Raw genomic sequence first — 24,962 nt, forward strand, 5'->3', positions numbered from 1 at the left:
CTATCAGGCCTCGTGGCAGACGTGCCCGTCGACCAAGGTATAACGCACGGCCGCCGGCAGGCAGTGGCCGATGAACGGGCAGTTCTCACCGCGCGACAGCCAGCGCTCACCGGCGATGGTCGAGGCTTTGGCGTCGAACAGTACCAGGTCGGCGGCGCCTGCGACTTTCAGCTCACCAGCTGGCAGGCGCATGGCCTTGGCCGGGCCGCTGCTCAGGCGAGCAAGCAGGGTCGGCAGGTCGAGCAGGCCGTCTTCGACCAGGGTCATGGCCAGCGGCAGCAGCAGCTCAACGCTGCTGATGCCAGGTTCCGTAGCGCCGAAAGGTGCCAGCTTGGCATCACGCTCATGGGGCTGATGGTGGCTGGAAATCGCCTGGATCACCCCCGACTTGACCGCCGCTCGCAGGCCATCGCGGTCTGCAGCGGTGCGCAGTGGCGGCTGCACGTGGTACAGGCTCGAGAACTCGCGCAGCGACTGGTCGGTAAGAATCAGCTGGTACAAGGCAACGTCTGCCGTGACTGGCAGGCCCAACTGTTGGGCCTGCTCGATCAGCCGTGCGCCACGGGCGCTGGTGATCTGAGTGAAGTGCGCACGCACGCCGGTCTGCTCCACCAGCAGCAGGTTGCGCGCCAGGGCCACAGTCTCGGCGGTTTCAGGGATGCCGGGCAGGCCGAGGAAACTGGCCATGGCGCCTTCATGGGCCAGGCCACCTTGAGCCAGGTCGCGGTCCTGGGAGTGGAACACCACGGTCAGGTCGAAGGTGGCAGCGTACTCCAAGGCACGGGCCAGGGTGCGGTTGTTGGGGATCTCCTTCAAGCCATTGCCGAAGGCCACGCAACCGGTGTCGCGCAGGGCAACCAGCTCGGCCAGCTGTTCGCCTTCCAGGCCCTTGGTCAGCGCGCCGATTGGGTAGACCTTGCTGTTGCCCGCTTCGCGGGCGCGATCGAGGATCAGCTCGGCCACCGCCGAAGTGTCCAGCACCGGCTTGGTCTGCGGTGGGCAGCACAGGCTGGTGACGCCGCCGGCTACCGCCGCACGGGTTTCGCTGGCGATGGAACCTTTGCGGCTGTAGCCTGGCTCGCGCAACGAGACGCCGAGGTCGACCAGGCCAGGTGCGGCGATCAGGCCATCGGCGTGGATCGTGCGGCTGGCGCTGAAGCCGGCCGGGGCGGTGCCGATGGCGGCGATGCGGCCGCCGTCCAGGTGCAGGTCAGTGACCTGGTCCAGGCCGCTGACAGGGTCGATGACTCGAGCGCCAAGAATGCTGATGGTCACTGGGCGTTCTCCTGGTCGAATTGACGTTGCGCGTTCTGCCCGCTCATGGCCATGGACAGCACGGCCATGCGCACGGCGATGCCGTAGGTGACCTGGTTGAGAATCACCGAGTGTTTACCGTCGGCCACGGCCGATTCGATTTCCACGCCGCGGTTGATCGGGCCGGGGTGCATGACGATGGCATCCGGCTTGGCGCCGGCCAGGCGCGCGGTGGTCAGGCCGAACAGGCGGTAGAATTCGCCCTCGCTGGGCAGCAAGCCACCCGCCATGCGCTCACGCTGCAGGCGCAGCATGATCACCACGTCGACGTCTTTGAGGCCTTCGGCGAGATCGGTATACACCTTGACGCCGTACTGCTCGATGCCGATCGGGATCAGGGTTTTCGGGCCGATCACACGGATGTCCGGGCAGCCCAACGCTTTGAGCGCGAGCATATCGGAGCGGGCCACGCGTGAGTGCAGGATGTCGCCGACGATCGCCACCGAGAGGTTCTCGAAGCTGCCTTTGTGGCGGCGGATGGTCAGCATGTCGAGCATGCCCTGGGTGGGGTGGGCATGGCGGCCGTCACCGCCGTTGATGACCGCGACGTCCGGGCACACGTGCTCGGCGATGAAGTGCGCGGCGCCAGAGTCGCTATGGCGCACGACGAACATGTCGGCGGCCATCGCCTCCAGATTGCGCAACGTGTCGAACAGCGTCTCGCCCTTGCTGGTCGAGGAGGTCGACACGTTCAGGCTGATCACATCGGCCGACAGGCGCTGGGCGGCCAGCTCGAATGTGGTGCGGGTGCGCGTGGAGTTTTCGAAGAACACATTGCACACGGTCTTGCCGCGCAGCAGCGGTACTTTCTTGACGGCTCGGGCGCCGACTTCGAGGAACGAGTCGGCGGTGTCGAGGATCTCGGTGAGCAGTTCGCGGGGCAAACCGTCGAGCGAGAGGAAGTGGCGCAGCTGGCCCTGGTCATTGAGCTGCAGCGGGCGCTTGGCGTCGATTGGCGTCATCGCGAGGGGACTCTTAAAGGGCGGAAGCGGTGGCGAGGTCCTGGCGCTCGAGGGCGAGCGGTGCGGGGCCGGTCAATTTTACCCGTTCATTGGCGGCCAGCGACAGGGTGGCGCCGAGCACATTCGGGCGAATTGGCAGCTCGCCAGCATCCAGATCGAGCAGGCAGACCAGGGTAACGCTGGCTGGGCGGCCGTAGTCGAACAATTCATTGAGGGCAGCGCGTATGGTGCGGCCACTCATCAGCACATCATCGATCAGCACCAGGTGCTGGCCCTCGATTTCGAACGGCAACTCCGACGGGCGGACCTGAGGGTGCAGGCCGTTCTGGCTGAAGTCATCCCGGTAGAACGATACGTCCAGGGTGCCGAGGGGGCTCTGGTCGCCCATTTCCTCCTGCAGGGCCTGGGCAACCCAGACGCCGCCGGTACGGATACCGATGAAGCGTGGTTCGGTGATAGTGCGGCGGGCCAGATGGGCACGAAGGTCGACAGCCATCTGCCGGATCAGCTCGGCGGGGGTGGGTAGGCTCATGGGTATCTCCTGAGGGCGCCGGGGCAAGGCGATGGCCCCGACATAAACGCGGAAGGGTCAGGTATTGGCCTCCAGCCAGCCTTGCAGCAGCAAGGCGGCGGCGATGGCGTCGACCGGGTTGTCACGGTAGCTGCCGCGCTGGCCGCCACGGGCCAGGCGTTCACCCTTGGCCTCGAAGGTGGTCAGGCGTTCGTCGTGGGTGTGTACCGGCAGGTTGAAGCGGCCATTGAGGCGTCGCGCGAACTTCTCGGCGCGGGCGCTCATTTCGCTTGGGGTGCCGTCCATGTTCAGCGGCAGGCCGACGACGATGGCATCGGGTTTCCATTCGTTGACCAGTTTTTCCACCTGAACCCAGTCCGGCACGCCGTTCTGCGCCTTCAGTGTGCACAGCTCGCGGGCTTGCCCGGTCACCACTTGGCCGACGGCCACGCCTATTTGTTTGCTGCCGTAGTCAAAGCCCAGCAGCAAACGCAATGGTGGGTGTTGTTCAGCCATCAGGCGTGGCCCGCCTGGCTGGTCAGTAGGCTGAGATTGATCCCCAGGCTACGGGCTGCGGCACCCAGGCGCTGTTCGCTGGCGACGGCGAAGAGGATGTCTGGGTCGAATGGGCAGTTGAGCCAGGCATTGTCGGCCAGTTCGGCTTCCAGTTGGCCTGCTTCCCAGCCGGCATAGCCCAGGGTGATGAGGCTGTGTCGGGGCCCATCACCTTCGGCGATGGCAAATAGCACGTCCTGCGAGGTGGACAGCGACAGGCCCTGGAGCTCGACGGTGGCTTGGTAGCTGCATTCGCTGCTGTGCAGGACGAAGCCTCGGTCGGTCTGCACCGGCCCGCCTTGGTAGATCGGCACCTGCAAAGTAGTTGCCGAGGGCAGTTCGTCTGGACGTAACTGCTCGAGAATATCGGCCAGGTTCAGCTCTTGTGGCCGGTTGACCACAAGGCCCATGGCGCCATTGGCGTTGTGCTCGACGATGTACGTGAGGGTCTGGGCGAAGTTCGGATCGGCCATGTGCGGCATGGCGATCAGGAACTGATGCTTGAGGTAGCTCGGGCTGAGGGTTTTCATGGGAGATAGTGTGGCGCCAGGTGAGGAGACTGACAAGGTGCGCAATGAGGCTGTGGGACCGGGTTCACTCGCCAGTGCATACGACCCGGCCACATCATTGCCTGATCTGGCGGATTCACGGTTGAACCCGCTGGCACAGCTGCCGTGCAGCATGGGGGTTAGTTGCTCGACAAGCGGTCGCCACGGGCAAAACGCCAGGTGCGGATGATTTCCAAACGGTCGAATTCGGCCAGGTCACCGGTAAACGGTGCAAATGGCGCCGCCAGCCGTACGATGCGTTGCGCTGCCTGGTCCAGCACCGGCTGCCCGGACGACTCCAGTACCAGCACCTCATACAGCGAGCCATCGCGATTGATCGAAACCATCATCCGCAAGTTACCGTAGATCTGCTGGCGACGAGCTTCGTCGGGGTAGTTCAGGTTGCCCACGCGCTCGACCTTCTTGCGCCACTCTTCCTTGTACCAGGCACCCTTGTCCCGCATGGTGGAGGCCGCATTGATGCGGTGAATCTTCGGGCGCTTGGCGTACATCTGCTGCTCATGGGAAAGCTCGGCTTCCAGGCTGGCAATCTGGCTCGACAGTTGCGAGCTGTCGAAATCCGGAGTGGCCGCGGGCTTGGGTTGCGGCTTGCTTTGCTTGGGCTTGGGTTCGGCCTTCTGCGCTTTCGGGGCCTTGGTCGCCACCACGGACTTTTCCGGCTTGGGCGGTGCAGCGACCTCGGGCTTGGCCGCAGGAGGCGGTGTGACTTTGTTGATCTTGCTGTCCTGGAACGGCGCCACCTCGGTGGTGGTCGGTAGCGCTTTCTTTTCCAGCGTGCCGCTGCCCTGCTGATTGTCCTGGGCCTGGAAATCCGCCTTTTTGGGCGCTTTTTCGCTTTTGAAGGTAGCCAGAGTGATATCCATGCTCTGGCGTACCTCGGCTGGCTTGACCACGGTAAAGCCCACGCCCAGGATCAACGCCAGGTGCACCAGGGCGGCCAGAAACAGGGTAAAGCCAAGCCGGTCCACCGGGCGAACACGCGGTGGCAGCAGGTCGGAAGGGATGTCGGCAGGCAGCGTCATCAGGTATCCAGCAACCGCAGGGCGGGGCAGCAGCTCAGTCGATAAGGACCGGCATCATACCCCACCGCGGGCAATTGCTCAGCGTCGGCGGTCAGCGCGCCTTGAGCTTGCGATCAATGGCATCCATCAGCCGGCCACCGATATCGGTGTTGTAGGCCGCGTCGATCTCGCGGATGCAGGTGGGGCTGGTGACGTTGATTTCAGTGAGGTAGTCGCCGATCACGTCCAGGCCGACGAACAGCAGGCCCTTTTCACGCAGTGCTGGGCCGACCTGGGCGGCGATCCAGCGGTCGCGCTCGGTCAGGGGGCGTGCTTCGCCCCGGCCGCCTGCCGCCAGGTTGCCGCGGGTTTCGCCGCTGGCGGGGATGCGGGCAAGGCAATAGTCGACCGGCTCACCGTCGATCATCAGGATGCGCTTGTCGCCGTTCTTGATTTCGGGCAGGTAGGCCTGCGCCATGATCTGCTGGCCGCCGTGCTGGGTCAGGGTCTCGAGGATCACCGACAAGTTTGGGTCGCCCTGGCGGTGACGGAACACCGAAGCGCCGCCCATGCCGTCCAGCGGTTTGAGGATCACGTCGCCATGGCTGGCGGCGAATGCACGCAGGATATCGGCACGTCGGCTGACCAGCGTGGGCGCCATGCACTGCGGAAATTGGGTGGCGAAGAGTTTTTCGTTGCAGTCGCGCAGGCTCTGCGGGCGGTTCACCACCAGCACGCCCTCGCGTTCGGCTTGCTCGAGCAGGTAGGTGCTGTAGACGAACTCCATATCGAAGGGAGGGTCCTTGCGCATCAGCACCACGTCCAGCTCGGCCAGGGGGCTGTCCTGCTCCTCGCCCAGCTCGAACCAGCGCGCGGGATCTGCGAATACCTTGAGTGGACGCATGCGGGCGCGGGCTTTGCCTTCGCCGTGATAAAGGTCGCGCTGCTCCATGTAGAACAGGCTCCAGCCGCGGGCCTGGGCAGCCAGCAGCATGGCCAGCGAGCTGTCCTTCTTGTAGGAGATGGACGCGATCGGGTCCATGACAATGCCGAGGCGAACGCTCATGGGTGGTTCCTCTTGGCGGCCGCAGGCCGCGGTGGGTCGAAAGAAAAGTGGCTCAGGGTGGCGCTGTGAGCGCCGCGGGTCAAGGGGGCGGCAGATGGTACGGGCCCCAGGAGTATGCTAAAAATGCCTCAGCTTCAAGCTGCAAGCCGTCAGTGGCTTGCTGCCCACACTGTGCAGCGATGGTAACGCGACTTATGGAACAGCCCCTGAAGGTGATGGTGATCGACGACTCCCGCACGATCCGCCGCACTGCGCAGATGTTGCTCGGCGAAGCGGGCTGCGAGGTGATCACCGCCAGTGATGGCTTCGATGCCCTGGCCAAGATCATCGACCACCAGCCAAAGATCATCTTCGTCGATGTGCTGATGCCCCGCCTGGATGGTTATCAGACGTGCGCAGTGATCAAGCACAACAGTGCCTTCAAGGACATCCCAGTGATTTTGCTGTCATCGCGTGACGGCCTGTTCGACAAGGCCCGCGGTCGGGTGGTCGGCTCCGACCAGTTTCTGACCAAACCCTTTAGCAAAGAAGAACTGCTCGACGCGATCAAGGCCCATGTGCCTGGTTTCGCCGTGCCCGAACAATCTGCACCCTGACCGCGCTGTGCGGGTGCGGCTTTCAATTTCCTGATGGGGAAACACAATGGCCCGCGTTCTGATTGTCGACGATTCGCCGACAGAGATGTACAGATTGACCGAATGGCTGGAAAAGCACGGTCACCAGGTGCTCAAGGCCAACAACGGTGCCGATGGCGTGGCCTTGGCCCGCCAGGAAAAGCCCGATGCGGTACTCATGGATATCGTCATGCCGGGCATGAACGGCTTCCAGGCGACCCGCCAGTTGAGCAAAGATCCAGAAACCAGCGCCATTCCCGTGGTGGTCGTGACCACCAAGGACCAGGAAACCGACCGTATCTGGGCTACGCGCCAGGGCGCGCGCGACTTCCTGACCAAGCCTGTGGAAGAAGACGCGTTGATTGCCAAACTGCAAGAAGTGCTGAGCGCTTGACCACTCGCCCGCAGGGCGCGTCGTTGACCGCCTTCGAGCTGTTGCTGGACATCGACCGGCGCTGCCGCCTGCTGGTGGCCGATCAACCGCCGCAGGGCGCCCGCCTGCAGCAATGGAGCGGCATCGGCTTTCGGGTTGCCGGGCAATGGTTCGTGGCTCCGATGGGTGAGGTAGCCGAGGTACTGCGCGAGCCGCGCGCCAGCCGTGTGCCTGGCGTACAGCCATGGGTGTGTGGCGTGGCCAACCTGCGCGGCCGGCTGCTGCCGGTGATGGACCTGAGCAGTTTCTTCGGCCTTGGGCCCACTGCGCCGGGTAAGCAACGGCGGGTGCTGGTTCTGGACCATGAAGACCTGTTCGTCGGCCTGTTGGTCGACGAGGTGCTGGGCCTTCAGCATTTCGCCCTGAGTAGCCTGGAGCTGTCGCCACCACAGCCGCTACTGCGGGCCGCTGCCCGCTACGTGCAGGGGCACTTCGCGCGCGAGCGCAACTGGGCAATCTTCAGCCCCTTCGCCCTGGCCCAGGCGCCGGGCTTTCTTGACGTGGCGCTATAGGACTTTCGAACGTGAACAAGCCGGCCACCCCAGTCGCCCCTGCCAGCATGACCCCACGCACGCGCAGCATCGTGCAGATCACCGTGCTGTTCGTGATCCTGATTCTGTCGATCATTCTGCTGTTCGCTAACTTCGCTTACCTCAATACCCAGGCCAACCACGACAAGCAGTACATCGGCCATGCCGGCGAGCTGCGCGTGTTGTCCCAGCGGATCGCCAAGAATGCCACCGAGGCGGCAGCGGGCAAGGCCCTGGCGTTCAAGCTGTTGTCCGATGCGCGCAACGATTTCGAACAGCGTTGGAGCTACCTGCGCGAGGGTGACAAGTCTACCGGCCTGCCTGCTGCGCCTGCGGCGGTGCGCGATGAAATGGAGGCGGTGCGCCAGGACTGGGAAAACCTGCGCAAGAACACCGATACCATTCTGGCCAGCGAGCAGACCGTGCTGTCTTTGCACCAGGTGGCTGCGACCCTGGCCGAGACCGTGCCGCAACTGCAGGTCGAGTACGAGAAGGTGGTGGAAATCCTGCTGCAGAGCGGGGCGCCGGCCAATCAGGTGGTGGTAGCTCAACGCCAGTTGCTGCTGGCCGAACGCATCCTTGGTTCGGTCAACACGGTCCTGGCTGGCGATGAAACGGCGGCGCAGGCTGCCGATGCCTTTGGCCGCGACGCCAGCCGCTTCGGCCAGGTGCTCGAAGGCATGCTCGGCGGCAACCCGGCCATCCAGGTAACCCGCGTGGAAGACACCGACGCCCGTGCTCGCCTGGCGGAGATCGCCGAATTGTTCCAGTTCGTGGCAGGTTCGGTGGATGAAATCCTCGAAACTTCGCCGGAGCTGTTTCGCGTACGCGAAGCGGCCGGAAACATCTTCAGCCTGTCACAGACCTTGCTCGATGAAGCCTCGCACCTGGCCAACGGGTTCGAGAACCTCGCCAGTGGCCGCACCCTCGACACCGTCGGGGGGTACGCACTGGGCCTGCTGGCCTTGGCTTCGATCATCCTGATCGGCCTGGTGATGGTCCGCACTACCCATCGCCAGTTGCAGGAAACCGCTGAGAAGAATGAGCGTAACCAGCAAGCGATCATGCGTCTGCTGGATGAAATCGAAGAACTGGCCGACGGCGATCTGACGGTTACGGTGTCGGTGACCGAAGACTTCACTGGCGCCATCGCCGACTCGATCAATTACTCGGTCGACCAGTTGCGCGACCTGGTGGCCACCATCAACCACAGTGCCGAGCAGGTGGCAGCTGCCGTGCAGGACACGCAGAACACCGCACGGCAGCTGGCCAAGGCTTCGGAGCACCAGGCCGAGCAGATCAGTGAGGCTTCCGAGGCGGTTGGCGACATGGTCGAATCGATCGACAGGGTTTCTGCTCACGCGTATGAATCGGCCAAAGTTGCCGAGCGTTCGGTGGCCATCGCCAACAAGGGCAACGAGGTGGTGCACAACACCATCGATGGCATGAACAACATCCGCGAACAGATCCAGGACACTGCCAAGCGAATCAAGCGTCTGGGCGAATCTTCCCAGGAAATCGGCGATATCGTCAGCCTGATCGACGATATTGCCGACCAAACCAACATCCTGGCTCTCAACGCCGCCATTCAGGCGTCCCTGGCGGGCGAAGCCGGCCGCGGCTTTGCCGTGGTGGCCGACGAGGTGCAGCGCCTGGCCGAGCGATCGTCCTCGGCGACCCGGCAGATCGAGGCGCTGGTGCGGACCATCCAGGCGGACACCAATGAAGCCGTGATTTCCATGGAGCAGACCACCGCCGAAGTGGTGCGCGGTGCCCGGCTGGCCCAGGATGCCGGGGTAGCGTTGGCGGAGATCGAAGGCGTGTCGCAGAACCTTGCCGAGCTTATCCACAGCATCTCCGACGCCGCCCAGTTGCAAACCTCCTCGGCCGGGCAGATTTCCCACACCATGGCGGTGATTCAGCAGATCACCGCGCAGACTTCGGCCGGTTCCGGAGCCACTGCCGACAGCATCCGCCACCTGGCGCGAATGGCCAGTGAGATGCGCCGCTCGGTCTCTGGGTTCACCCTGCCGGCTCCTGCCGAGCAACGCTGAGGAAAGCCCATGGCTTCTGCCGCTGTAAGCCCCGAGCGCCAAGATACCGTGGCCCTGGCCTGGACCCGCGCCGCCATCTTCGATTGCTTGAGCCAGGCACGTCAGGCCCTGGAGCGTTTTGCCGGGCAGACCGATGACCTGTCGATACTCGCTTTCGTCGTGGATAACCTGCATCAGGTGCACGGCTGCCTGCGCATGCTCGAACTGCGCGGTGCCACGCGCCTGGCCGAAGAGCTGGAATTACTGGCCAAAGCTTTGGCCGATGGCCAGGTCAGCCCTCGCGGGGACTGCCTGGGGCCGTTGTTTCGGGGGCTTGAGCAATTGCCCTCGTACTTGGAACGGTTGCGCGGTGCGCGCCATGATCTGCCATTGGTGATGCTGCCATTGCTCAATCAGCTGCGCGCTTGCCGTGGTGTCGATCCCCTGGCCCAAGCCAGCCTGATCAGCGGTGCGGCGCAGCGTTTTGCCGGTTCCGATGACCTGGCCAACCTGGACCTGTCGCTGGGTAACTGGCGAGAGCAGTTGCAGGCTGGGCCTGGGCGCGATGCCTTGCGCTCGGTGGTCACGGCCTTGTGTGATGACCTGATGCGGATCAAGGAACGCCTTGACCAGTTCGTGCGTGGCGACCGCCAGCACAGCGAAGAACTGGAAACCCTGCTCGCACCCTTGCGCCACGTGGCTGATACCTTGGCGGTGCTGGGCTTCCAGCAACCACGCCGGGTGATCATCGACCAGGTGCTGGCGCTGCAGGCGTTGGCCCAGGGCGAGCGCGCCGTGGATGACGCGGTATTGATGGATGTGGCTGGTGCTCTGTTGTATGTGGAAGCCACCCTCAACGGCATGGTGCTGCCTCAGGAAGATGGGGCACCGGGCGGCCTGCCGGGTTCCGATCTGGCAGAGATTCGCCAATTGGTGCTGACCGAGTCGCTTTCGGTGTTGCAGCAGGCCAAGGACCTGATCGGCGATTGCCTTGAGTCTGGCTGGCCCAAGCAGCGCCTGCAGCCGCTGCCGGGGCTTTTGCAGCAGGTGCGTGGTGCGCTGGCGATGTTGATGCTGCCGGCCGCCGCTGAGGTGTTGGCAGGTTGCGCGAGTTATGTGCAAAGTTGGCTTCAGCACCTGGAGACCGAGCCGCCAGAGCCCGAACTGAACCACTTGGCGCAGGCCCTCAGTGCCGCTGAATGCTACTTGCAATGGCGGGTCGCAGACCCGCTGGCCGATGCCCAGCCTTTCCTGGACGTGGCCTGCACCAGCCTCACCGCGCTGGGCGTGCAATGCACCCATGCCGACCGTTTCGAACATGACGGCAGTGATGGCATCGATGACGAATTGCGTGAGGTGTTCCTCGAAGAAGCCAGTGAGTTGTTGCCGGAAATCGAGCGGCACTGGTTGCGCTGGCGTGCCGACAATAGCCTGCGCGACGCCCTGATCGAGGTGCGCCGCGACCTGCACACGCTCAAGGGCAGCGGCCGTATGGTGCATGCCGAGGCGGTAGCCGAGCTGGCGTGGGGCGGGGAGCACCTGCTCAATCGCGTGCTGGAAGGGCGTATCGCCTTGAGCCCGGAGGGCGCCGTGGCGCTGCAGCAGGTGTTCGTTCATTTGCCGGATCTGCTGGCCGACTTCGCCGCCGGCCAACTGCCACAGTTGACCGAGGTCGAACAGCTGGCGAGCCACCTGCACGCCCTTGCCGAGAATGACGCACCGGCCAGTGCTGCGGTCGATGGCCTCGATCCGCAGCTGCTGGATATTTTCCGCAACGAGGCACAAGGGCACTTGGCCGACCTCGAGGCCTTCCTGCAAGGGGGGGAGGGTGCTGACCGCGAAGTCAGTGACAGCCTGCAGCGCGCCTTGCACACGCTCAAGGGCAGCGCCGCCATGGCCGGGGTCATGCCGATCGCCGAACTTGCCACCGCCTTCGACCGCCTGGTACGTGAGTACCGTGGCCACCAACTGCCCCTACAGGGGCAGGAGCTGCAGTGGCTGCAAACGGCCCATGGGCTTTTCGTGCAAGGCCTGGCCCAGCTGGGTAGCTCGCCACTGGCGGCGATTGCCGGCGCGGCCCAACTGATCGAACAGGTTGGCGAAGCGGTGGATCTACGCCTGGCCAGCCTGCATGCCGAGCCCCACCCTAGCCGTCCTGGCAAGCGCGACCCGCAGCAGGTCGCAAGCTTTCTGGCTCAGGCCATGGACATCGTGCTCGATGCCGAGTCTTTACTCTCGCGCTGGCAGCAACAACCGGGGCAGCGCGAGCCGCTTGAGACTTTGCTCGATGAACTGACGACCCTGGGTCACGCCGCGCATCTGGCGGATCTGTGGCAGATGGACGCTGTGTGCGAAGCACTGCTGGACGTCTACGGCGCGGTAGAAGAGGGCAGCCTGGGTGCCAGCCCGCGCTTGTTCGCAGTTGCCCAGCAAACCCACGAAGCGTTGCTGGACATGCTCGACCAGGTCGCTGCCGGGCAGCAAGCCAGCCCTCGACCCGAGTGTGTCGATGCCCTGCGTGAGTTGCTCGATGGCGCGCTGGCGGCCGATGCCACCGGCCTGGTCAGTGCCGAGGCGGTCACACCGTTGCCTGGTTCGCTGGAGCAGGATGAAGAACCCGACAGCCCAGGGGACAAAGAACTGCTCGAGGTCTTTCTCGAAGAAAGCTCCGACATCGTTGAAAGCGCCGCCGCTGCCTTGGCGCGCTGGCAGGCCGACCCGCGCAACAGCGCCGAGGTCGAGAACCTGCTACGTGACCTGCATACCCTCAAAGGCGGGGCGCGCATGGTCGAGATCAGCGCCATCGGCGACCTGGCCCATGAGCTGGAATTTCTCTACGAGTTGCTTGCCGCCGGGCGTTTGCCGCCGAGCGCGGCGCTGTTCGCACTCTTGCAGAACTGCCATGATCGCCTGGCCCACATGCTCGATGCCGTGCGCCTTGGCCAGCCTTTGCACGCCGCAACCGCGCTGATCGACTACATCCGCAATTTCAGCAGTGCCGCATTGACCGACAGTGCCGCCGGCCAGGCGCTGGCCGACACCGCCCCAAGCGACATGCCCGCCGCCGCCCCCGAGCGCGCACCGGGCGACATGGTCAAGGTCGACGCCGAACTGCTCGACGACCTGGGCAACCTGGCCGGTGAGCATTCGGTCATTCGTGGTCGGATCGAACAGCAAGTCAACGATGCCCAGTTCGCCCTCAACGAGATGGAAACCACGCTGGAGCGCATGCGTGACCAGCTGCTGCGGCTGGATATCGAAACACAGGGCCGGGTCAGCAGCCGGCAAGCGTTCGAAGGCGATGCCTACGAAGATTTCGACCCCCTGGAAATGGACCGTCATTCGCAGTTGCAGCAGTTGTCACGGGCACTGTTCGAATCGGCATCCGACCTGCTCGACCTGAAGGAAACCCTCACCCAGCGCGCCCAGGAGTCCTACAGCTTGCTGCAGCAGCAGGCGCGGGTGAACAGCCAACTACAGGAAGGCCTGACTGCCACGCTGATGGTGCCATTCGAACGCCTTGTGCCGCGTTTGCAGCGCGTGGTGCGGCAGGTCGCCAGTGAGTTGGGCAAGCAGGTCGAGTTGGTGGTCGGCAATGCCGAAGGTGAGCTGGACCGCAGCGTGCTCGAGCGCATGGTCGCACCCTTGGAGCACATGCTGCGCAATGCCGTCGATCATGGCCTTGAAGCGCGCGAGGTACGCCTGGCCGCAGGTAAGCCTGAGCAGGGCACCATCCACCTCAACTTGCTGCACGAAGGCGCAGACATCGTCATCGAGATGACCGACGACGGCGCAGGTGTGCCGCTTGAGGCGGTGCGGCGCAAGGCGATCAAACGCGGCCTGCTGGACCCGCAGGCCCAGTTGAGCGACCACGAGATTCTACAGTTCATCCTGCGCCCGGGCTTCTCCACCGCCGAGAAGATCACCCAGATCTCCGGGCGTGGGCTGGGCATGGATGTGGTCCACGAAGAGGTCAAGCAACTGGGCGGGTCGATGAGTATCGAGTCTGCCCAGGGCAAGGGTGCGCGTTTTCTGATTCGCCTGCCGTTCACCGTGTCGATCAACCGGGCACTGATGGTGCACGTGGGCGAGGAGCAATACGCCATCCCACTGAACACCATCGAGGGTATCGTGCGGGTACCACCGGCTGAACTGGCAGCCTGTTACCAGGCCGATACGCCGCGCTACGTGTACGCTGGCCATGATTACGAGCTACGTTACCTGGGCGAACTGCTGCAGGGCCTGCCGCGCCCGGTGCTGCTGGGGCAAAGCGTGCCGTTGCCGTTACTGCTGGTGCACTCTCAGACTCAGTCGTTCGCCATCCAGGTCGATAGCCTGTCGCCTAGCCGTGAAATCGTGGTCAAGAGCCTCGGCCCGCAGTTCGCCGCGGTGGCGGGGCTGTCGGGCGCGACCTTGCTCGGCGATGGCCGAGTGGTACTGATCCTCGACCTGCTGGGCCAACTGCGTGGCCAGCAGCGGCGCCTGGCACGTTTGCCCGCTGGCAGCGGTGTGCAGCGGACGCTGTTCGAGCCGACAGCCCAGCGGCCAACCTTGGTGATGGTAGTGGACGATTCTGTCACCGTGCGCAAGGTCACCAGCCGTTTGCTGGAGCGCCATGGCATGAGCGTGCTGACTGCAAAGGACGGGGTCGATGCCATGGCCCTGTTGCAGGAACACCGGCCGGACGTGGTGTTGCTGGATATCGAAATGCCGCGCATGGACGGCTTCGAAGTCGCCACCCGCATTCGCCGCGACGAGCGGCTCAAGGCGCTGCCGATCATCATGATCACTTCCCGCACTGGGCAGAAGCACCGCGACCGTGCCATGGCCATCGGCGTCAATGATTACCTGGGCAAACCCTATCAGGAGTCGGTGCTGCTGCAGAGCATCGCCCATTGGAGCCATAGCCATGCTTGAACTGCTTGCAGGGCAGCGCAACAGCCTGACCGGCCTGTTGCTGCCCTTGGGCGACCGGACCTTGGTGCTACCTAACGTCGCCGTGGTCGAATTGATTGGCCAGCGCAACCTCACGTGCGAGCGGGGCGACCCGGCCTGGCATCTTGGCTGGATCGACTGGCGCCAGCAGCACCTGCCGTTGATCGGTTTCGAGGCTGCCTGCGGGGGGCAAACCCCCTGCGGCGAGCGGGCGCGAATCGTGGTGCTCAATGCCTTAGGTGACACCGGCCTGCGCTACCTGGCAGTGCTGCTGCAGGACATCCCTCGCTCGTGCAAGCTCGACATTCAACTCAACTACGTGGATGTACCACTGGGTAGCCTGGAATTGGCCGCCGTGCAGGTGGGCGAGCAAGTGGCGCGGGTGCCTGACTTGGCAGGGCTGGAGCGGCTGGTGCGTGACGCTCAGTTGCCCCCCGGCGACCAGTAACAGACGGGCGTGAGCGCCAGGCAACTTACTGCGACTTACGAAGGGCGCACACTTGCCTGGGCCCGCGCTTGTTCCAGTCTGGCCTTGGCCCAATCGGCTGTGTCCTTTGATATCTCGGTTGCGATCGCCACCGGGGCACTCTCTACCAAGGCTTTGGCATCGCCAAATGGCAACCCGGTGAGCTCACGTACGGCTGCAATCACGGCTATTAGGTCTGGACCAACGCTATCGAGCCAAACAGCGTACAAGTTATTTTCGCTGGCGTAATTTGGGTTATCTGAATGCATGTCTCAATTCCTATTGGGTGATGTGTGCCTCAAGGAAATGTAATGAACGGCTAGTCACACGGGTACTGGCAATTATGTTAGGTAGGGATGGTGAAGGAGCGCTGGAAGGGAACCTGGTTTCAAGGTAGAGGTCTTTTCTGCATGTATTACGGTGAACGCTTCAACGCCTGGACCCACCTGGTCGGTGCTGTCCTGGCCTGTATCGGTGCCATCTGGCTGATTGTCGCGGCGGGCCTGCAAGGCGATCCGTGGAAAATCGTCAGCTTTTCCATCTACGGCGGCACTTTGATGCTGCTGTACAGCATTTCTACTCTCTACCACAGCACCCGCGGTCGGGCGAAGGTGATCATGCGTAAGCTCGATCACCTGTCGATCTATCTATTGATCGCCGGCAGCTACACCCCATTCTGCCTAGTCAGCCTGCGCGGGCCGTGGGGCTGGAGCCTGTTCGGCGTGGTCTGGGGGTTGGCGCTGATCGGCATGCTGCAGGAGATCAAGCCGCGCACCGAGGCACGCGTGCTGTCGATCATCATTTACGCGGTGATGGGCTGGATCGTGCTGGTGGCGGTCAATCCGCTGTTGCAAAGCCTGGGTACTGCAGGCTTCGCCTGGTTGGCGGCCGGTGGCCTGTTCTATACCGTTGGCATCATTTTCTTCGCTTTCGACAGCCGCTTCCGCCACTGGCACGGCATCTGGCATCTATTTGTGATCGCCGGAAGCCTTATGCACTTCGTGGCAGTGTCGCTGTACGTGCGCTAGAAATCGCCCCACAGCTGCTGAGCTACCGATAGCGCCACCACCGGCGCGGTTTCGGTGCGCAGTACCCGCGGGCCAAGGCGCGCTGCGTTGAAACCCGCGGCGTTGGCCTGCTCGACTTCGGTATCGCTCAATCCGCCTTCCGGGCCGATGAGAAAAGCCAAGGTTGCCGGTTTTTCATGGCTGGTCAGCGGTTCGGCGACCGGGTGCAGTACTAGCTTGAGATCGGCTTCGGTGCCCTTGAGCCATTCGCTCAAGGTGACTGGCGGGTGGATCACTGGCAGGGTGGAGCGGCCGCACTGTTCGCAGGCGCTGATTGCAACCTGACGCCAGTGGGCCAGGCGTTTGTCGGCACGTTCGTCCTTCAGGCGCACCTCACAGCGCTCGCTGACGATCGGGGTGATGACATTGGCACCCAGTTCGGTAGCCTTCTGGATCGCCCAATCCATGCGCTCCCCGCGCGACAGGCCTTGACCTAAATGCACGTGCAGCGACGAGTCGGGTTGGCCAGCCAGGGCCTGGTCGAGGCTCACGCGCACGGTCTTCTTGCCGACTTCCAGCAAGCGGCCGAGAAATTCCTGGCCGCTACCGTCAAACAGCTGCACGGCGTCGCCGGGCGCCATGCGCAGAACACGGCCGATGTAGTGGGCCTGGGCTTCGGGCAGGTCGTGCTCGCCGAGGCTTAAGGGGGCGTCGATGAAGAAGCGGGACAGTCTCATGGTTGTGCTCGAACGAAAAGGGATCACATTACCCCATGGGAGCGGTTTACCCGCGAGTGCGGCGGTGCAGCCACCTTCGTGCGCACGGGTAAACCTGCTGCCATGGAATCGACGGCGGTGGCTGTGGCTTAGCCCGGGTCGCGGAAGTCGGGGTGGAAGTTGGCCGGTACGGCGACGCTGACGCTGTCACGGGTGGCGATGTCGATGCCTTCGCTGGCCACTTCGGCGAGGAAGTCGATCTGCTCCGGGGTGATCACGTATGGCGGCAGGAAGTACACTACGCTGCCCAACGGGCGCAGCAGCGCGCCGCGGGTCAAGGCGTGCTCGAACACTTTCAGGCCGCGCCGCTCCTGCCATGGGTATGCGGCCTTGGTGGCTTTGTCCTGGACCATCTCGATGGCCAACGCCATGCCGGTCTGACGGACTTCGGCGACGTGGGCATGCTCGGCCAGGTGCGCGGTGGCGCTGGCCATGCGCGTTGCCAGGGCTTTGTTGGCCTCGATCACGTTGTCCTGCGCGAAGATGTCCAACGTGGCCAGCGCGGCGGCGCAGGCCAGCGGATTGCCGGTGTAGCTGTGCGAGTGCAGGAAGGCCCGCAGGGTCGGGTAATCGTCGTAGAAGGCCTGGTAGACCTTGTCGGTGGTCAGGCAGGCCGCCAACGGCAGGTAACCGCCGGTCAGGGCCTTGGAAAGGCACAGGAAGTCAGGGCGAATACCGGCCTGTTCACAGGCGAACAGCGTGCCGGTGCGGCCGAACCCCACCGCGATTTCGTCGTGAATCAGGTGCACGTCGTAGCGGTCGCAGGCCTCGCGCAGCAGCTTGAGGTAAACCGGGTGATACATGCGCATGCCGCCAGCACCCTGGATCAGCGGTTCGATGATCACCGCCGAGAGGGTTTCATGGTGTTCGGCCAGGGTCTGTTCCATGGCGGCGAACATGTTGCGCGAGTGTTCTTCCCAGCTCATGCCCTCAGGGCGCAGGTAGCAGTCGGGGCTTGGCACCTTGATGGTGTCCAGCAACAGCGCCTTGTAGGTTTCGGTGAACAGCGGCACGTCACCTACGGACATGGCCGCAATGGTTTCGCCGTGGTAGCTGTTGGTCAGCGTCACGAAGCGTTTTTTTGCCGGTTTGCCGATGTTCTGCCAGTAATGGAAGCTCATCTTCAGCGCCACTTCGATACACGACGAGCCATTGTCGGCGTAGAAGACTCGGTCCAGGCCCGTCGGTGTGATGGCTACCAGTCGCTCGGACAGCTCGATGACCGGCTGGTGGCTGAAGCCGGCAAGGATCACGTGCTCCAGTTGGTCGACCTGGTCTTTGATGCGCTGGTTGATGCGGGGGTTGGCGTGGCCGAGCACATTGACCCACCAGCTGCTCACGGCATCCAGATAGCGCTTGCCCTCGAAGTCCTCGAGCCACACGCCCTCGCCACGCTTGATCGGAATCAGCGGCAACTGCTCGTGGTCTTTCATCTGGGTGCAGGGGTGCCACAGGACCTTGAGGTCGCGCTGCATCCACTGATCGTTGAGGCCCATCGGCACTTCTCCTGGCTTTGCTGCCTGCTTTGACCGCGTAAGCCTAAGCAAAGCCTTGGGGGAGGACAACCATTAGCGGCCCGTTGGCGAAATTGTCAGTTGCCAAAGGCACTTGATATCGCCGTGCTGGCAGGGCCCGGACAGCTGACGTATTCTTAGCGCAATGTCTTGCGGGGTATTTCCGCCCCATCCCATCCCTGTAATTTCAACTCGGAGTCTGCCGACATGGCTGCTGCTTGGGTGCGCCTGTGCGCATTGGTATTGATCGGTGCGTCCAGCGGGGCCGCACTGGCGAAAGACAAAACACCGTCGGCAATCGTGGTCGGTGGCGGCCTGGCAGGCCTGACCGCCGCTTACGAACTGCAGGACAAAGGCTGGCAGGTGACTGTGCTGGAAGCCAAAGCGGGCATGGGCGGGCGCTCGGGCCTGGCCACCAGCGAGTGGATCGGCAATGCCAAGGCGCAGCCGGTGCTCAACCAGTACCTGGACCGCTTCAAGCTGCAAACCTTGCCGGCACCAGAGTTCGTACGCACGCCCAGCTACCTGATCGACGGCGAATACTTCAGTAGCACTGACCTTGCCACCAAGCAGCCGGCCACGGCAGAGGCGATCAAGCGCTACGAGAAAACCCTCGATGACCTGGCACGCTCGATCGACGATCCGCTGAACCCGCAAGCGACCAGTACCCTGTTTGCGCTCGACCAGATCAACGTGTCCAGCTGGCTCGACAAGCTGCAACTGCCAGCTACCGCACGTCAATTGATCAACCAGCAGATTCGCACCCGTTACGATGAGCCGTCGCGCTTGTCGCTGCTTTATTTTGCCCAGCAAAACCGTGTCTACCGTGGCGTCAGCGACCGTGACCTGCGCGCTTCGCGGCTGCCTGGCGGCAGCCCGGTGCTGGCTCAGGCCTTCGTCAAGCAGCTCAAGACCATCAAGACCAATTCCCCAGTGACAGCGATCGTGCAGGACAAGGACGGTGTCACGGTCAAGGTTGGTGGCGCCGACTACAAGGCCGATTACCTGGTGATGGCCGTGCCGCTGCGGGCCTTGGCCAAGATCCAGATCACCCCTGGCCTGGACGCTCAGCACATGGCCGCGATCAAAGGCACCAACTACGGCTGGCGCGACCAGCTGATGCTCAAGTTCAAGCAGCCAGTATGGGAAAGCCGTGCACGCATGTCGGGCGAGATCTTCAGTAACGCTGGCCTGGGCATGCTGTGGGTCGAGCCGGCGCTCAAAGGCGGCGCTAATGTGGTGATCAACCTGTCGGGTGACAATGCCCGTCTGTTGCAAGCATTTGGCGACAAGCAAATGGTCGATCAGGTCCTGATTCGCCTGCATGCGTTCTATCCCCAGGCCCGTGGCGCGTTCACCGGCTACGAGGTCAAGCGTTACAGCGTCGACGCGGGCACAGGTGGCGCTTACCTGGCTTACGGCCCAGGTCAGATCAGCAAATACTGGCGCCTGTGGGAGCGCCCGGTGCAGCGCATCGCTTTTGCGGGTGAGCACACCGATGCGCTCTACCCGGGTACCCTTGAGGGGGCGTTGCGCAGCGGCCAGCGGGCTGCCAGCCAGGTGCAGGACCTGCTTGCCGGCAAGTCGTTCGACCCCGCCAAGGCGGCCGCCGTGGCAGCCGCAGCGACAGCGGGAGCGGCTGCGACGAAAAAGGACAGTGGCGGGTTCTTCTCGCGCCTGTTCGGCGGTAATGACAAGCCTGAGGCGAAAACGCCACCGGCTGCCAAGGCGACCGATACCGCACCGGCTCAGGCTCCAACTCCTGCTACCGCTGCCCCTGTGCCCGCCGCTGCTGCGCCCGCTGCAGTAGCCAAAGAGGAGCCGGCCAAGCCTGCGGCCGCCAAACCTGCGGCCAAGAAGCCTGCACCGGCTAAGCACGCCTCTGCACACAAGCCTGCTGCCAAGCAGGCGCACAAGGCGACCGAGCCGAAAAAGGCAGCCGCCAAGTCCGCTCCAGCGAAAAAGCCGGCAACTGATAATCAGGCCAAAGCCAACTGATGTTCATCTCGGCCTCTTTGCAGGGTTACGCTGCGAAGGGGCCGAGATATCCAAAGGTTATTCCCCCGCCCCCCCGTTAATGTTTCCTTAATAGGAAACTTGCACACTAAATATCGGATTATTTGATAATCCACAGCAATTTTTTAAGCTTTTATTCGATACGTTACGCGTTAGTCTGTGCACAGCTTTCACGGAGAAACAGCTCATCATGCAACTGCGCAACTCACCTTCTCGCTATGGCGTAGTCAGCATCGTCCTGCACTGGGGCGTTGCATTGGCAGTCTTTGGCCTGTTCGGCCTGGGCCTGTGGATGGTCGAGCTCGACTACTACGATCCTTGGCGCAAGGCCGGCCCCGATTTGCACAAAAGCATCGGCCTGGTCTTGCTGGGGGTGATGCTGGTGCGTGTGGTCTGGCGTTTCATCAGCCCGCCGCCACCGGCGCCAGCGAACCATGGGGCACTCACCCGCGTAGCTGCCAAGTTGGGGCACCTGGCGTTGTATATCGGGCTGTTCGCGGTCATGACCGCGGGCTACCTGATTTCCACCGCTGACGGCGTAGGCATTCCAGTGTTTGGGTTGTTCGAGGTGCCGGCTTTGGTCAGCGACCTACCGGACCAAGCCGATCTGGCTGGGGTGATTCACCTGTGGTTGGCCTGGGGCTTGGTGATCTTCGCCGTATTGCATGGCTTGGCCGCTTTGAAGCACCATTTCATCGACCGTGACGCGACCCTGACCCGTATGCTGGGCCGCAAAGCTTGATTCTCAACCTCAATTGCAATGGAAGGAAAGTAAGGATGTTGAAAAAGACTTTTGCCGCTCTGGCGCTCGGTACCGCTCTGTTCACCGCTGGCCAGGCCATGGCCGCCGAGTACAAGATCGACAAGGAAGGCCAGCACGCGTTCGTCGACTGGAAGATCAGCCACTTGGGCTACAGCTTCATTCACGGCACCTTCAAGGACTTCAGCGGTGACTTCACCTGGGACAGCGCCAAGCCTGAAGCCAGCAAGATCAGCGTCGACCTGAAAACTGCCAGCGTCTGGTCCAACCATGCCGAGCGCGACAAGCACATCGCCAGTAAGGACTTCCTGGACGTCAGCAAGTACCCGGATGCCAAGTTCGTATCCACCAGTGTCAAATCGACCGGCGACAAAACCGCCGATGTGACTGGCGATCTTACCCTGCATGGTGTGACCAAGCCGGTTACCTTCAAGGCCACCTTCAACGGTGAAGGCAAAGACCCATGGGGCGGCGAGCGCGCTGGCTTCAACGCCACCACCACCCTGAACCTGAACGACTTTGGTATCAAGGGCCCAGGCCCGACTTCGCAGACCCTGGACCTGGACATCAGTGTCGAAGGTGTGAAGCAGAAGTAAGCTTTGCCCAGGCAATGAAAACGCCGCCTCAATAGCTCCTGCCAATCAGTTGATGTTTCAGGCTATCTATTGGGGCGACGTTGCGGCCCTTCGCGGGTAAACCCGCTCTTACAGGTTCTGCGCCGGCCCTGATTCCGGCGCAGAACCTGTAAGAGCGGGTTTTTTCGTGAGAGGCGCAAAAGCAGCCGCCAGTGGGCATACAGTGACTGCGCCGGCCATGATGCCAGCGCAGGCCTGTAGGAGCGGGTTTACCCGCGAAGGGCTGCAAAGCAGCCCTAATTGACTTCACTGACTGGCATCAGCCGAAGGGCGGCGTTGTGCCTACGGCTCAGCCCTTGCGGGTCAGCAGCGCTGGTCGCTCACTTCGAGGGCGGCTTGGCAGGTCGTCCAGTTGCTCGGGCGTAGGGTAACGATCGAGCTTGGATTCCTTGCGAATGATCACCGGCTGGTGCTGCTCGCGGGTACTACGTACCGCAGGCTCCTGGCGCGATGCATCCTCACGGCCTGCCGAACGGTTACGACCACCGCCATTGCCGTCGCGACGTCCACCACCGGCATTGTTGTTACGTGGGCGCTTGTCAGCGCTGCCATTACGACCCTGCCCGCCGGCATTGCGGCCTTGGCCACCATTATTACGTGCCTGGCCAGTGCCATTGTTGCCGCGCTGGCTGCCTTGGCTCTGGCCCGTGCCTTGAGCGGCACCACCTGGGCGGCGGTTGCGACCTTGACCTTTGCCGTTCTGGTATGGGCTTACGTAATCGGCACGGTTACCGAAATTGTCGATCTCGTCGTCCAGAAACTCTTCCGGATCACGGTCGGCCGGGACTTTCGGGACCGGGGTAGCGCTTGCCTGTTGCTGCTGGCGCGGCTTCTTGTCACGTGGCTTGCGTGGTTGTCTGTCGCCAGACTTTTCCTTGTCGGCAGGCTTGTCGGCTGCCTGCTGCTTGGCCTTGCCTTTGTCCTTGCCCTTGTCTTTGCGGCCACCGTTGGCGTCTTTGCCGCCGTCTCCACGGGCTTGTTGATTGCGCCCGCCGCGGCCGCTGTTCTGCTGGCGCTCACGCGCCTCTGGCTTTTCGGCCTCTACTTGGCTGGCATCGAAGCCCATCAGATCGCCATCGGGGATCCTCTGCTTGGTGACCCGCTCGATGCTTTTGAGCAGCTTCTCTTCATCTGGCGCGACCATGGAAATGGCCTCGCCCGAACGCCCGGCACGGCCAGTCCGGCCAATGCGGTGCACGTAATCTTCCTCGACGTTGGGCAGCTCGAAGTTGACCACATGGGGCAGTTGGTCGATGTCCAGGCCGCGGGCGGCAATGTCGGTGGCTACCAGCACCCGCACACTATTGGCCTTGAAGTCGGCCAGCGCTTTGGTGCGGGCGTTCTGGCTCTTGTTGCCGTGGATCGCGGCGGCGGTCAGGCCGTGCTTTTCCAGGTACTCGGCCAGGCGGTTGGCGCCATGCTTGGTGCGAGTGAACACCAGGACCTGCTCCCAGGCACCCAGCGTGATCAGGTGGGCCAACAGGGCGCGCTTGTGGCTGGCTGGCAGGCGATAGACGCGCTGCTCGATGCGCTCGACGGTGGTGTTCGGCGGTGTGACTTCGATGCGCTCCGGGTTGTGCAGGAGCTTGTCGGCCAGGTCGGTGATGTCTTTGGAGAAGGTCGCCGAGAACAGCAGGTTCTGGCGTTTGGCCGGCAACCGGGCCAGGACCTTCTTCACGTCATGGATAAAGCCCATGTCGAGCATACGGTCGGCTTCGTCCAGCACCAGGATTTCCACATGCGCCAGGTCCACCTTGCCCTGACCGGCCAGGTCGAGCAGGCGCCCCGGGCAGGCGACCAGCACGTCCACGCCCTTGGCAATGGCTTGAATCTGCGGGTTCATGCCAACGCCGCCGAAGATGCAGGCGCTGACCAGTGGCAGGTCGCGAGCGTACACCTTGAAGCTGTCGTGTACCTGCGCAGCCAGTTCGCGGGTCGGCGTCAGGACCAATACGCGCGGTTGACGCGGGCCGTGACGCTGGGATTTGTCGGGGTGGCCGGCCGGGAACAGACGCTCGAGGATCGGCAAGGCGAAACCGCCGGTTTTACCAGTACCAGTCTGAGCGGCAACCATCAGGTCGCGGCCCTGCAACACGGCGGGAATGGCCCGCTGTTGCACCGGGGTCGGCTGGGTGTAGCCCGCTGCCTCGATAGCGCGGACAAGTGCCTCGGAGAGACCGAGGGAAGCAAAGGACATGGGCAATCCTGTTCTCGTGGGGGCTGGGCCCGTTGGGATATTCTGCCTGGCGCGACGGGCATCGAAGGGATGCGATCGCGTCCGGTCCAGCTGGGCTTTCACTGCACATCCGGGAAGCGGCGGGTGGACGCGAATGGGCGTCAGTACCGATCGGGATGCCTGTTGCAAGGCCGAGCGTCCGGGCGTGAGCCGGGCGGGAAGGCCCGAGTATAACAGAGCTAACGCGGCATGCTGTGTTCGTGCTGCTCAACGGCGTCAGAAGGGCTTGCGGAGCCGCCGGTATAACGCTCGATAATCGCCGTATAGGCGCGCTCCTGCTTGAAACGGCGTAATTCTTCGGTGAATGCCTGAGCCAATAATTGGTGCTCCGGGGTTCGGGTCAAACCCAGGTACTGAGCCTGACGGCTTATCACCAGGGGCAATTCCTCCACCTGCTGTTCCAGGCCAAGTTGACGGCGCAGGTAGCGCCCAACCAAGCGATCAGTGACCACCAGGTCTACGCGCCCGCGTATGAGCTTGCCGAAATTGGCTTCATGGGTTGGCGCGGATTCGCGTTTGAACGCCGAAGACTCGCTGAAGGCTTTGCCGTAGGTGTAACCCGACGAAATACCAACGCTAAGCCCCGCCAGGTCACCGAGGTGGGTGACTGCATGGGGGCGGTTTCGGTCTTGGAACAGCACGAATTCGACATGGGACATAGGTTCTTCGGGGTAGACCAAAAAAGCCTCGCGTGACTCAACCCGGAAGATATCCATCACGCCGTCGGTCAAGCCCTGTTCCACCATCGCCAGGCAGCGCTTCCAAGGCATGAACTGCCAGTCCACTTCGACACCCAGCCGGCGGAACACCTGCGTAGTGACTTCGTAATCGATGCCTTTGGCCTGGCCCTGCTCAAGATACACATAGGGCGCCCAGTCGTCGCTGACCAGGCGCAGCCGATCGGCCAGCGCCAAAGGGCTCAGGCAGGCGAGCAGCATTATGCACAGCAATCGGGCAGCGTAGCGCATGGCGCGAGATTACGCGCTCAGCAGGGGCAAAGCCAGTGACGCTGCAAGCCCCTTGTAGTTA

At 63.1% G+C, this 24,962-nt stretch carries 22 protein-coding genes; 10 read left to right on the forward strand and 12 right to left on the reverse strand.

Going from position 1 to position 24,962, the window contains the following annotated elements; all coding sequences use genetic code 11:
- Positions 1-3 precede the first annotated feature (3 nt).
- The 7 genes from ACK59H_RS00265 to gshB form a co-directional block, all read right to left on the reverse strand.
- The gene (locus ACK59H_RS00265; protein WP_060478175.1) at positions 4-1,275 is read right to left on the reverse strand and encodes a dihydroorotase; all 1,272 of its coding nucleotides are present in this window, start codon (positions 1,273-1,275) and stop codon (positions 4-6) included.
- Complete coding sequence (locus ACK59H_RS00270) at positions 1,272-2,276, reverse strand: aspartate carbamoyltransferase catalytic subunit (RefSeq protein ID WP_008099987.1); 1,005 nt, start codon at positions 2,274-2,276, stop codon at positions 1,272-1,274. Before ACK59H_RS00270 ends, ACK59H_RS00265 begins: the two co-directional genes overlap by 4 nt.
- A 13-nt stretch (positions 2,277-2,289) precedes the next feature.
- Positions 2,290-2,808: a bifunctional pyr operon transcriptional regulator/uracil phosphoribosyltransferase PyrR gene (gene pyrR / locus ACK59H_RS00275; protein WP_060478174.1), complete on the reverse strand. Its 519-nt coding sequence runs from the start codon at positions 2,806-2,808 to the stop codon at positions 2,290-2,292.
- Between the two features lie 57 nt (positions 2,809-2,865).
- Positions 2,866-3,303 (reverse strand): Holliday junction resolvase RuvX, encoded by a 438-nt coding sequence (gene ruvX, locus ACK59H_RS00280; protein ID WP_060478173.1) that lies wholly within the window; start codon positions 3,301-3,303, stop codon positions 2,866-2,868.
- Positions 3,303-3,872, reverse strand: a complete 570-nt coding sequence (locus ACK59H_RS00285) for a YqgE/AlgH family protein (RefSeq protein WP_060478172.1) — start codon at positions 3,870-3,872, stop codon at positions 3,303-3,305. The genes ruvX and ACK59H_RS00285 overlap by 1 nt, the downstream gene beginning before the upstream one ends.
- Before the next feature lie 158 nt (positions 3,873-4,030).
- The gene (locus ACK59H_RS00290; protein ID WP_060478171.1) at positions 4,031-4,933 is read right to left on the reverse strand and encodes an energy transducer TonB; all 903 of its coding nucleotides are present in this window, start codon (positions 4,931-4,933) and stop codon (positions 4,031-4,033) included.
- Positions 4,934-5,024: 91 nt separating this feature from the next.
- Positions 5,025-5,978: a glutathione synthase gene (gene gshB, locus ACK59H_RS00295; protein WP_060478170.1), complete on the reverse strand. Its 954-nt coding sequence runs from the start codon at positions 5,976-5,978 to the stop codon at positions 5,025-5,027.
- A gap of 194 nt (positions 5,979-6,172) precedes the next feature.
- Here gshB and ACK59H_RS00300 point away from each other — a divergent pair, with 194 nt between their 5' ends.
- The 6 genes from ACK59H_RS00300 to ACK59H_RS00325 are packed head-to-tail and all read left to right on the forward strand — an operon-like array spanning position 6,173 to position 14,971.
- A complete protein-coding gene (locus ACK59H_RS00300) occupies positions 6,173-6,574 on the forward strand; it encodes a PleD family two-component system response regulator (protein WP_060478169.1) in 402 nt (133 codons plus the stop codon).
- Positions 6,575-6,620: 46 nt separating this feature from the next.
- On the forward strand, positions 6,621-6,986 hold the full coding sequence (gene pilH, locus ACK59H_RS00305) for a twitching motility response regulator PilH (protein WP_060478168.1): 366 nt from the start codon (positions 6,621-6,623) through the stop codon (positions 6,984-6,986).
- The gene (locus ACK59H_RS00310; RefSeq protein WP_060478167.1) at positions 6,983-7,537 is read left to right on the forward strand and encodes a chemotaxis protein CheW; all 555 of its coding nucleotides are present in this window, start codon (positions 6,983-6,985) and stop codon (positions 7,535-7,537) included. Before pilH ends, ACK59H_RS00310 begins: the two co-directional genes overlap by 4 nt.
- 47 nt (positions 7,538-7,584) lie before the next feature.
- Positions 7,585-9,609, forward strand: coding sequence for a methyl-accepting chemotaxis protein (locus tag ACK59H_RS00315; RefSeq protein ID WP_230849757.1), 2,025 nt, complete (start codon positions 7,585-7,587; stop codon positions 9,607-9,609).
- Positions 9,610-9,618: 9 nt separating this feature from the next.
- Entirely contained in the window at positions 9,619-14,505 is a 4,887-nt protein-coding gene (locus tag ACK59H_RS00320; RefSeq protein WP_409264162.1) for an Hpt domain-containing protein, read from the forward strand.
- The gene (locus ACK59H_RS00325; RefSeq protein WP_060478164.1) at positions 14,498-14,971 is read left to right on the forward strand and encodes a chemotaxis protein CheW; all 474 of its coding nucleotides are present in this window, start codon (positions 14,498-14,500) and stop codon (positions 14,969-14,971) included. Before ACK59H_RS00320 ends, ACK59H_RS00325 begins: the two co-directional genes overlap by 8 nt.
- 35 nt (positions 14,972-15,006) lie before the next feature.
- Here the strand turns inward: ACK59H_RS00325 and ACK59H_RS00330 are convergent, their stop codons facing one another.
- Positions 15,007-15,258 (reverse strand): ribosomal protein L7/L12, encoded by a 252-nt coding sequence (locus ACK59H_RS00330; protein ID WP_060478163.1) that lies wholly within the window; start codon positions 15,256-15,258, stop codon positions 15,007-15,009.
- Between the two features lie 141 nt (positions 15,259-15,399).
- Here ACK59H_RS00330 and trhA point away from each other — a divergent pair, with 141 nt between their 5' ends.
- Positions 15,400-16,017: a PAQR family membrane homeostasis protein TrhA gene (gene trhA, locus ACK59H_RS00335; RefSeq protein WP_060478162.1), complete on the forward strand. Its 618-nt coding sequence runs from the start codon at positions 15,400-15,402 to the stop codon at positions 16,015-16,017.
- On the opposite strand, the gene ACK59H_RS00340 is transcribed toward trhA, so the two are convergent.
- The gene (locus ACK59H_RS00340; RefSeq protein ID WP_060478161.1) at positions 16,014-16,733 is read right to left on the reverse strand and encodes a 16S rRNA (uracil(1498)-N(3))-methyltransferase; all 720 of its coding nucleotides are present in this window, start codon (positions 16,731-16,733) and stop codon (positions 16,014-16,016) included. The genes trhA and ACK59H_RS00340 overlap by 4 nt on opposite strands.
- Before the next feature lie 128 nt (positions 16,734-16,861).
- Positions 16,862-18,268 (reverse strand): adenosylmethionine--8-amino-7-oxononanoate transaminase, encoded by a 1,407-nt coding sequence (locus tag ACK59H_RS00345; protein ID WP_060478160.1) that lies wholly within the window; start codon positions 18,266-18,268, stop codon positions 16,862-16,864.
- Positions 18,269-18,493: 225 nt separating this feature from the next.
- Between ACK59H_RS00345 and ACK59H_RS00350 the strand changes: the two genes are divergently transcribed.
- From ACK59H_RS00350 to ACK59H_RS00360, 3 genes are all read left to right on the forward strand, one after another.
- A complete protein-coding gene (locus ACK59H_RS00350) occupies positions 18,494-20,284 on the forward strand; it encodes a flavin monoamine oxidase family protein (RefSeq protein WP_060478159.1) in 1,791 nt (596 codons plus the stop codon).
- Positions 20,285-20,492: 208 nt separating this feature from the next.
- Positions 20,493-21,044: a cytochrome b gene (locus ACK59H_RS00355; RefSeq protein WP_060478158.1), complete on the forward strand. Its 552-nt coding sequence runs from the start codon at positions 20,493-20,495 to the stop codon at positions 21,042-21,044.
- 35 nt (positions 21,045-21,079) lie between these two features.
- Complete coding sequence (locus ACK59H_RS00360; RefSeq protein WP_060478157.1) at positions 21,080-21,658, forward strand: YceI family protein; 579 nt, start codon at positions 21,080-21,082, stop codon at positions 21,656-21,658.
- Between the two features lie 328 nt (positions 21,659-21,986).
- On the opposite strand, the gene ACK59H_RS00365 is transcribed toward ACK59H_RS00360, so the two are convergent.
- Entirely contained in the window at positions 21,987-23,894 is a 1,908-nt protein-coding gene (locus ACK59H_RS00365) for a DEAD/DEAH box helicase (protein ID WP_060478156.1), read from the reverse strand.
- Positions 23,895-24,112: 218 nt separating this feature from the next.
- Positions 24,113-24,901, reverse strand: coding sequence for an ABC transporter substrate-binding protein (locus tag ACK59H_RS00370; protein ID WP_060478155.1), 789 nt, complete (start codon positions 24,899-24,901; stop codon positions 24,113-24,115).
- Between the last annotated feature and the right edge of the window lie 61 nt (positions 24,902-24,962).

Source organism: Pseudomonas sp. KCJK9000 (assembly GCF_046230725.1).
Lineage (GTDB): Bacteria > Pseudomonadota > Gammaproteobacteria > Pseudomonadales > Pseudomonadaceae > Aquipseudomonas > Aquipseudomonas promysalinigenes.

Excerpts from the sequence above, each read along its gene's own strand:
- ACK59H_RS00355 (WP_060478158.1), top strand. The coding sequence starts at position 20,493 with ATGCAACTGCGCAACTCACCTTCTCGCTATGGCGTAGTCAGCATCGTC.
- ACK59H_RS00345 (WP_060478160.1), bottom strand. The coding sequence starts at position 18,268 with ATGGGCCTCAACGATCAGTGGATGCAGCGCGACCTCAAGGTCCTGTGG.
- ACK59H_RS00320 (WP_409264162.1), top strand. The coding sequence starts at position 9,619 with ATGGCTTCTGCCGCTGTAAGCCCCGAGCGCCAAGATACCGTGGCCCTG.
- ACK59H_RS00270 (WP_008099987.1), bottom strand. The coding sequence starts at position 2,276 with ATGACGCCAATCGACGCCAAGCGCCCGCTGCAGCTCAATGACCAGGGC.
- ACK59H_RS00330 (WP_060478163.1), bottom strand. The coding sequence starts at position 15,258 with ATGCATTCAGATAACCCAAATTACGCCAGCGAAAATAACTTGTACGCT.
- ACK59H_RS00325 (WP_060478164.1), top strand. The coding sequence starts at position 14,498 with ATGCTTGAACTGCTTGCAGGGCAGCGCAACAGCCTGACCGGCCTGTTG.
- pyrR (WP_060478174.1), bottom strand. The coding sequence starts at position 2,808 with ATGAGCCTACCCACCCCCGCCGAGCTGATCCGGCAGATGGCTGTCGAC.
- ACK59H_RS00290 (WP_060478171.1), bottom strand. The coding sequence starts at position 4,933 with ATGACGCTGCCTGCCGACATCCCTTCCGACCTGCTGCCACCGCGTGTT.
- ACK59H_RS00340 (WP_060478161.1), bottom strand. The coding sequence starts at position 16,733 with ATGAGACTGTCCCGCTTCTTCATCGACGCCCCCTTAAGCCTCGGCGAG.
- ACK59H_RS00360 (WP_060478157.1), top strand. The coding sequence starts at position 21,080 with ATGTTGAAAAAGACTTTTGCCGCTCTGGCGCTCGGTACCGCTCTGTTC.
- ACK59H_RS00300 (WP_060478169.1), top strand. The coding sequence starts at position 6,173 with ATGGAACAGCCCCTGAAGGTGATGGTGATCGACGACTCCCGCACGATC.
- gshB (WP_060478170.1), bottom strand. The coding sequence starts at position 5,978 with ATGAGCGTTCGCCTCGGCATTGTCATGGACCCGATCGCGTCCATCTCC.
- trhA (WP_060478162.1), top strand. The coding sequence starts at position 15,400 with ATGTATTACGGTGAACGCTTCAACGCCTGGACCCACCTGGTCGGTGCT.
- ACK59H_RS00370 (WP_060478155.1), bottom strand. The coding sequence starts at position 24,901 with ATGCGCTACGCTGCCCGATTGCTGTGCATAATGCTGCTCGCCTGCCTG.
- ruvX (WP_060478173.1), bottom strand. The coding sequence starts at position 3,303 with ATGGCTGAACAACACCCACCATTGCGTTTGCTGCTGGGCTTTGACTAC.
- pilH (WP_060478168.1), top strand. The coding sequence starts at position 6,621 with ATGGCCCGCGTTCTGATTGTCGACGATTCGCCGACAGAGATGTACAGA.
- ACK59H_RS00350 (WP_060478159.1), top strand. The coding sequence starts at position 18,494 with ATGGCTGCTGCTTGGGTGCGCCTGTGCGCATTGGTATTGATCGGTGCG.
- ACK59H_RS00365 (WP_060478156.1), bottom strand. The coding sequence starts at position 23,894 with ATGTCCTTTGCTTCCCTCGGTCTCTCCGAGGCACTTGTCCGCGCTATC.
- ACK59H_RS00315 (WP_230849757.1), top strand. The coding sequence starts at position 7,585 with ATGACCCCACGCACGCGCAGCATCGTGCAGATCACCGTGCTGTTCGTG.
- ACK59H_RS00285 (WP_060478172.1), bottom strand. The coding sequence starts at position 3,872 with ATGAAAACCCTCAGCCCGAGCTACCTCAAGCATCAGTTCCTGATCGCC.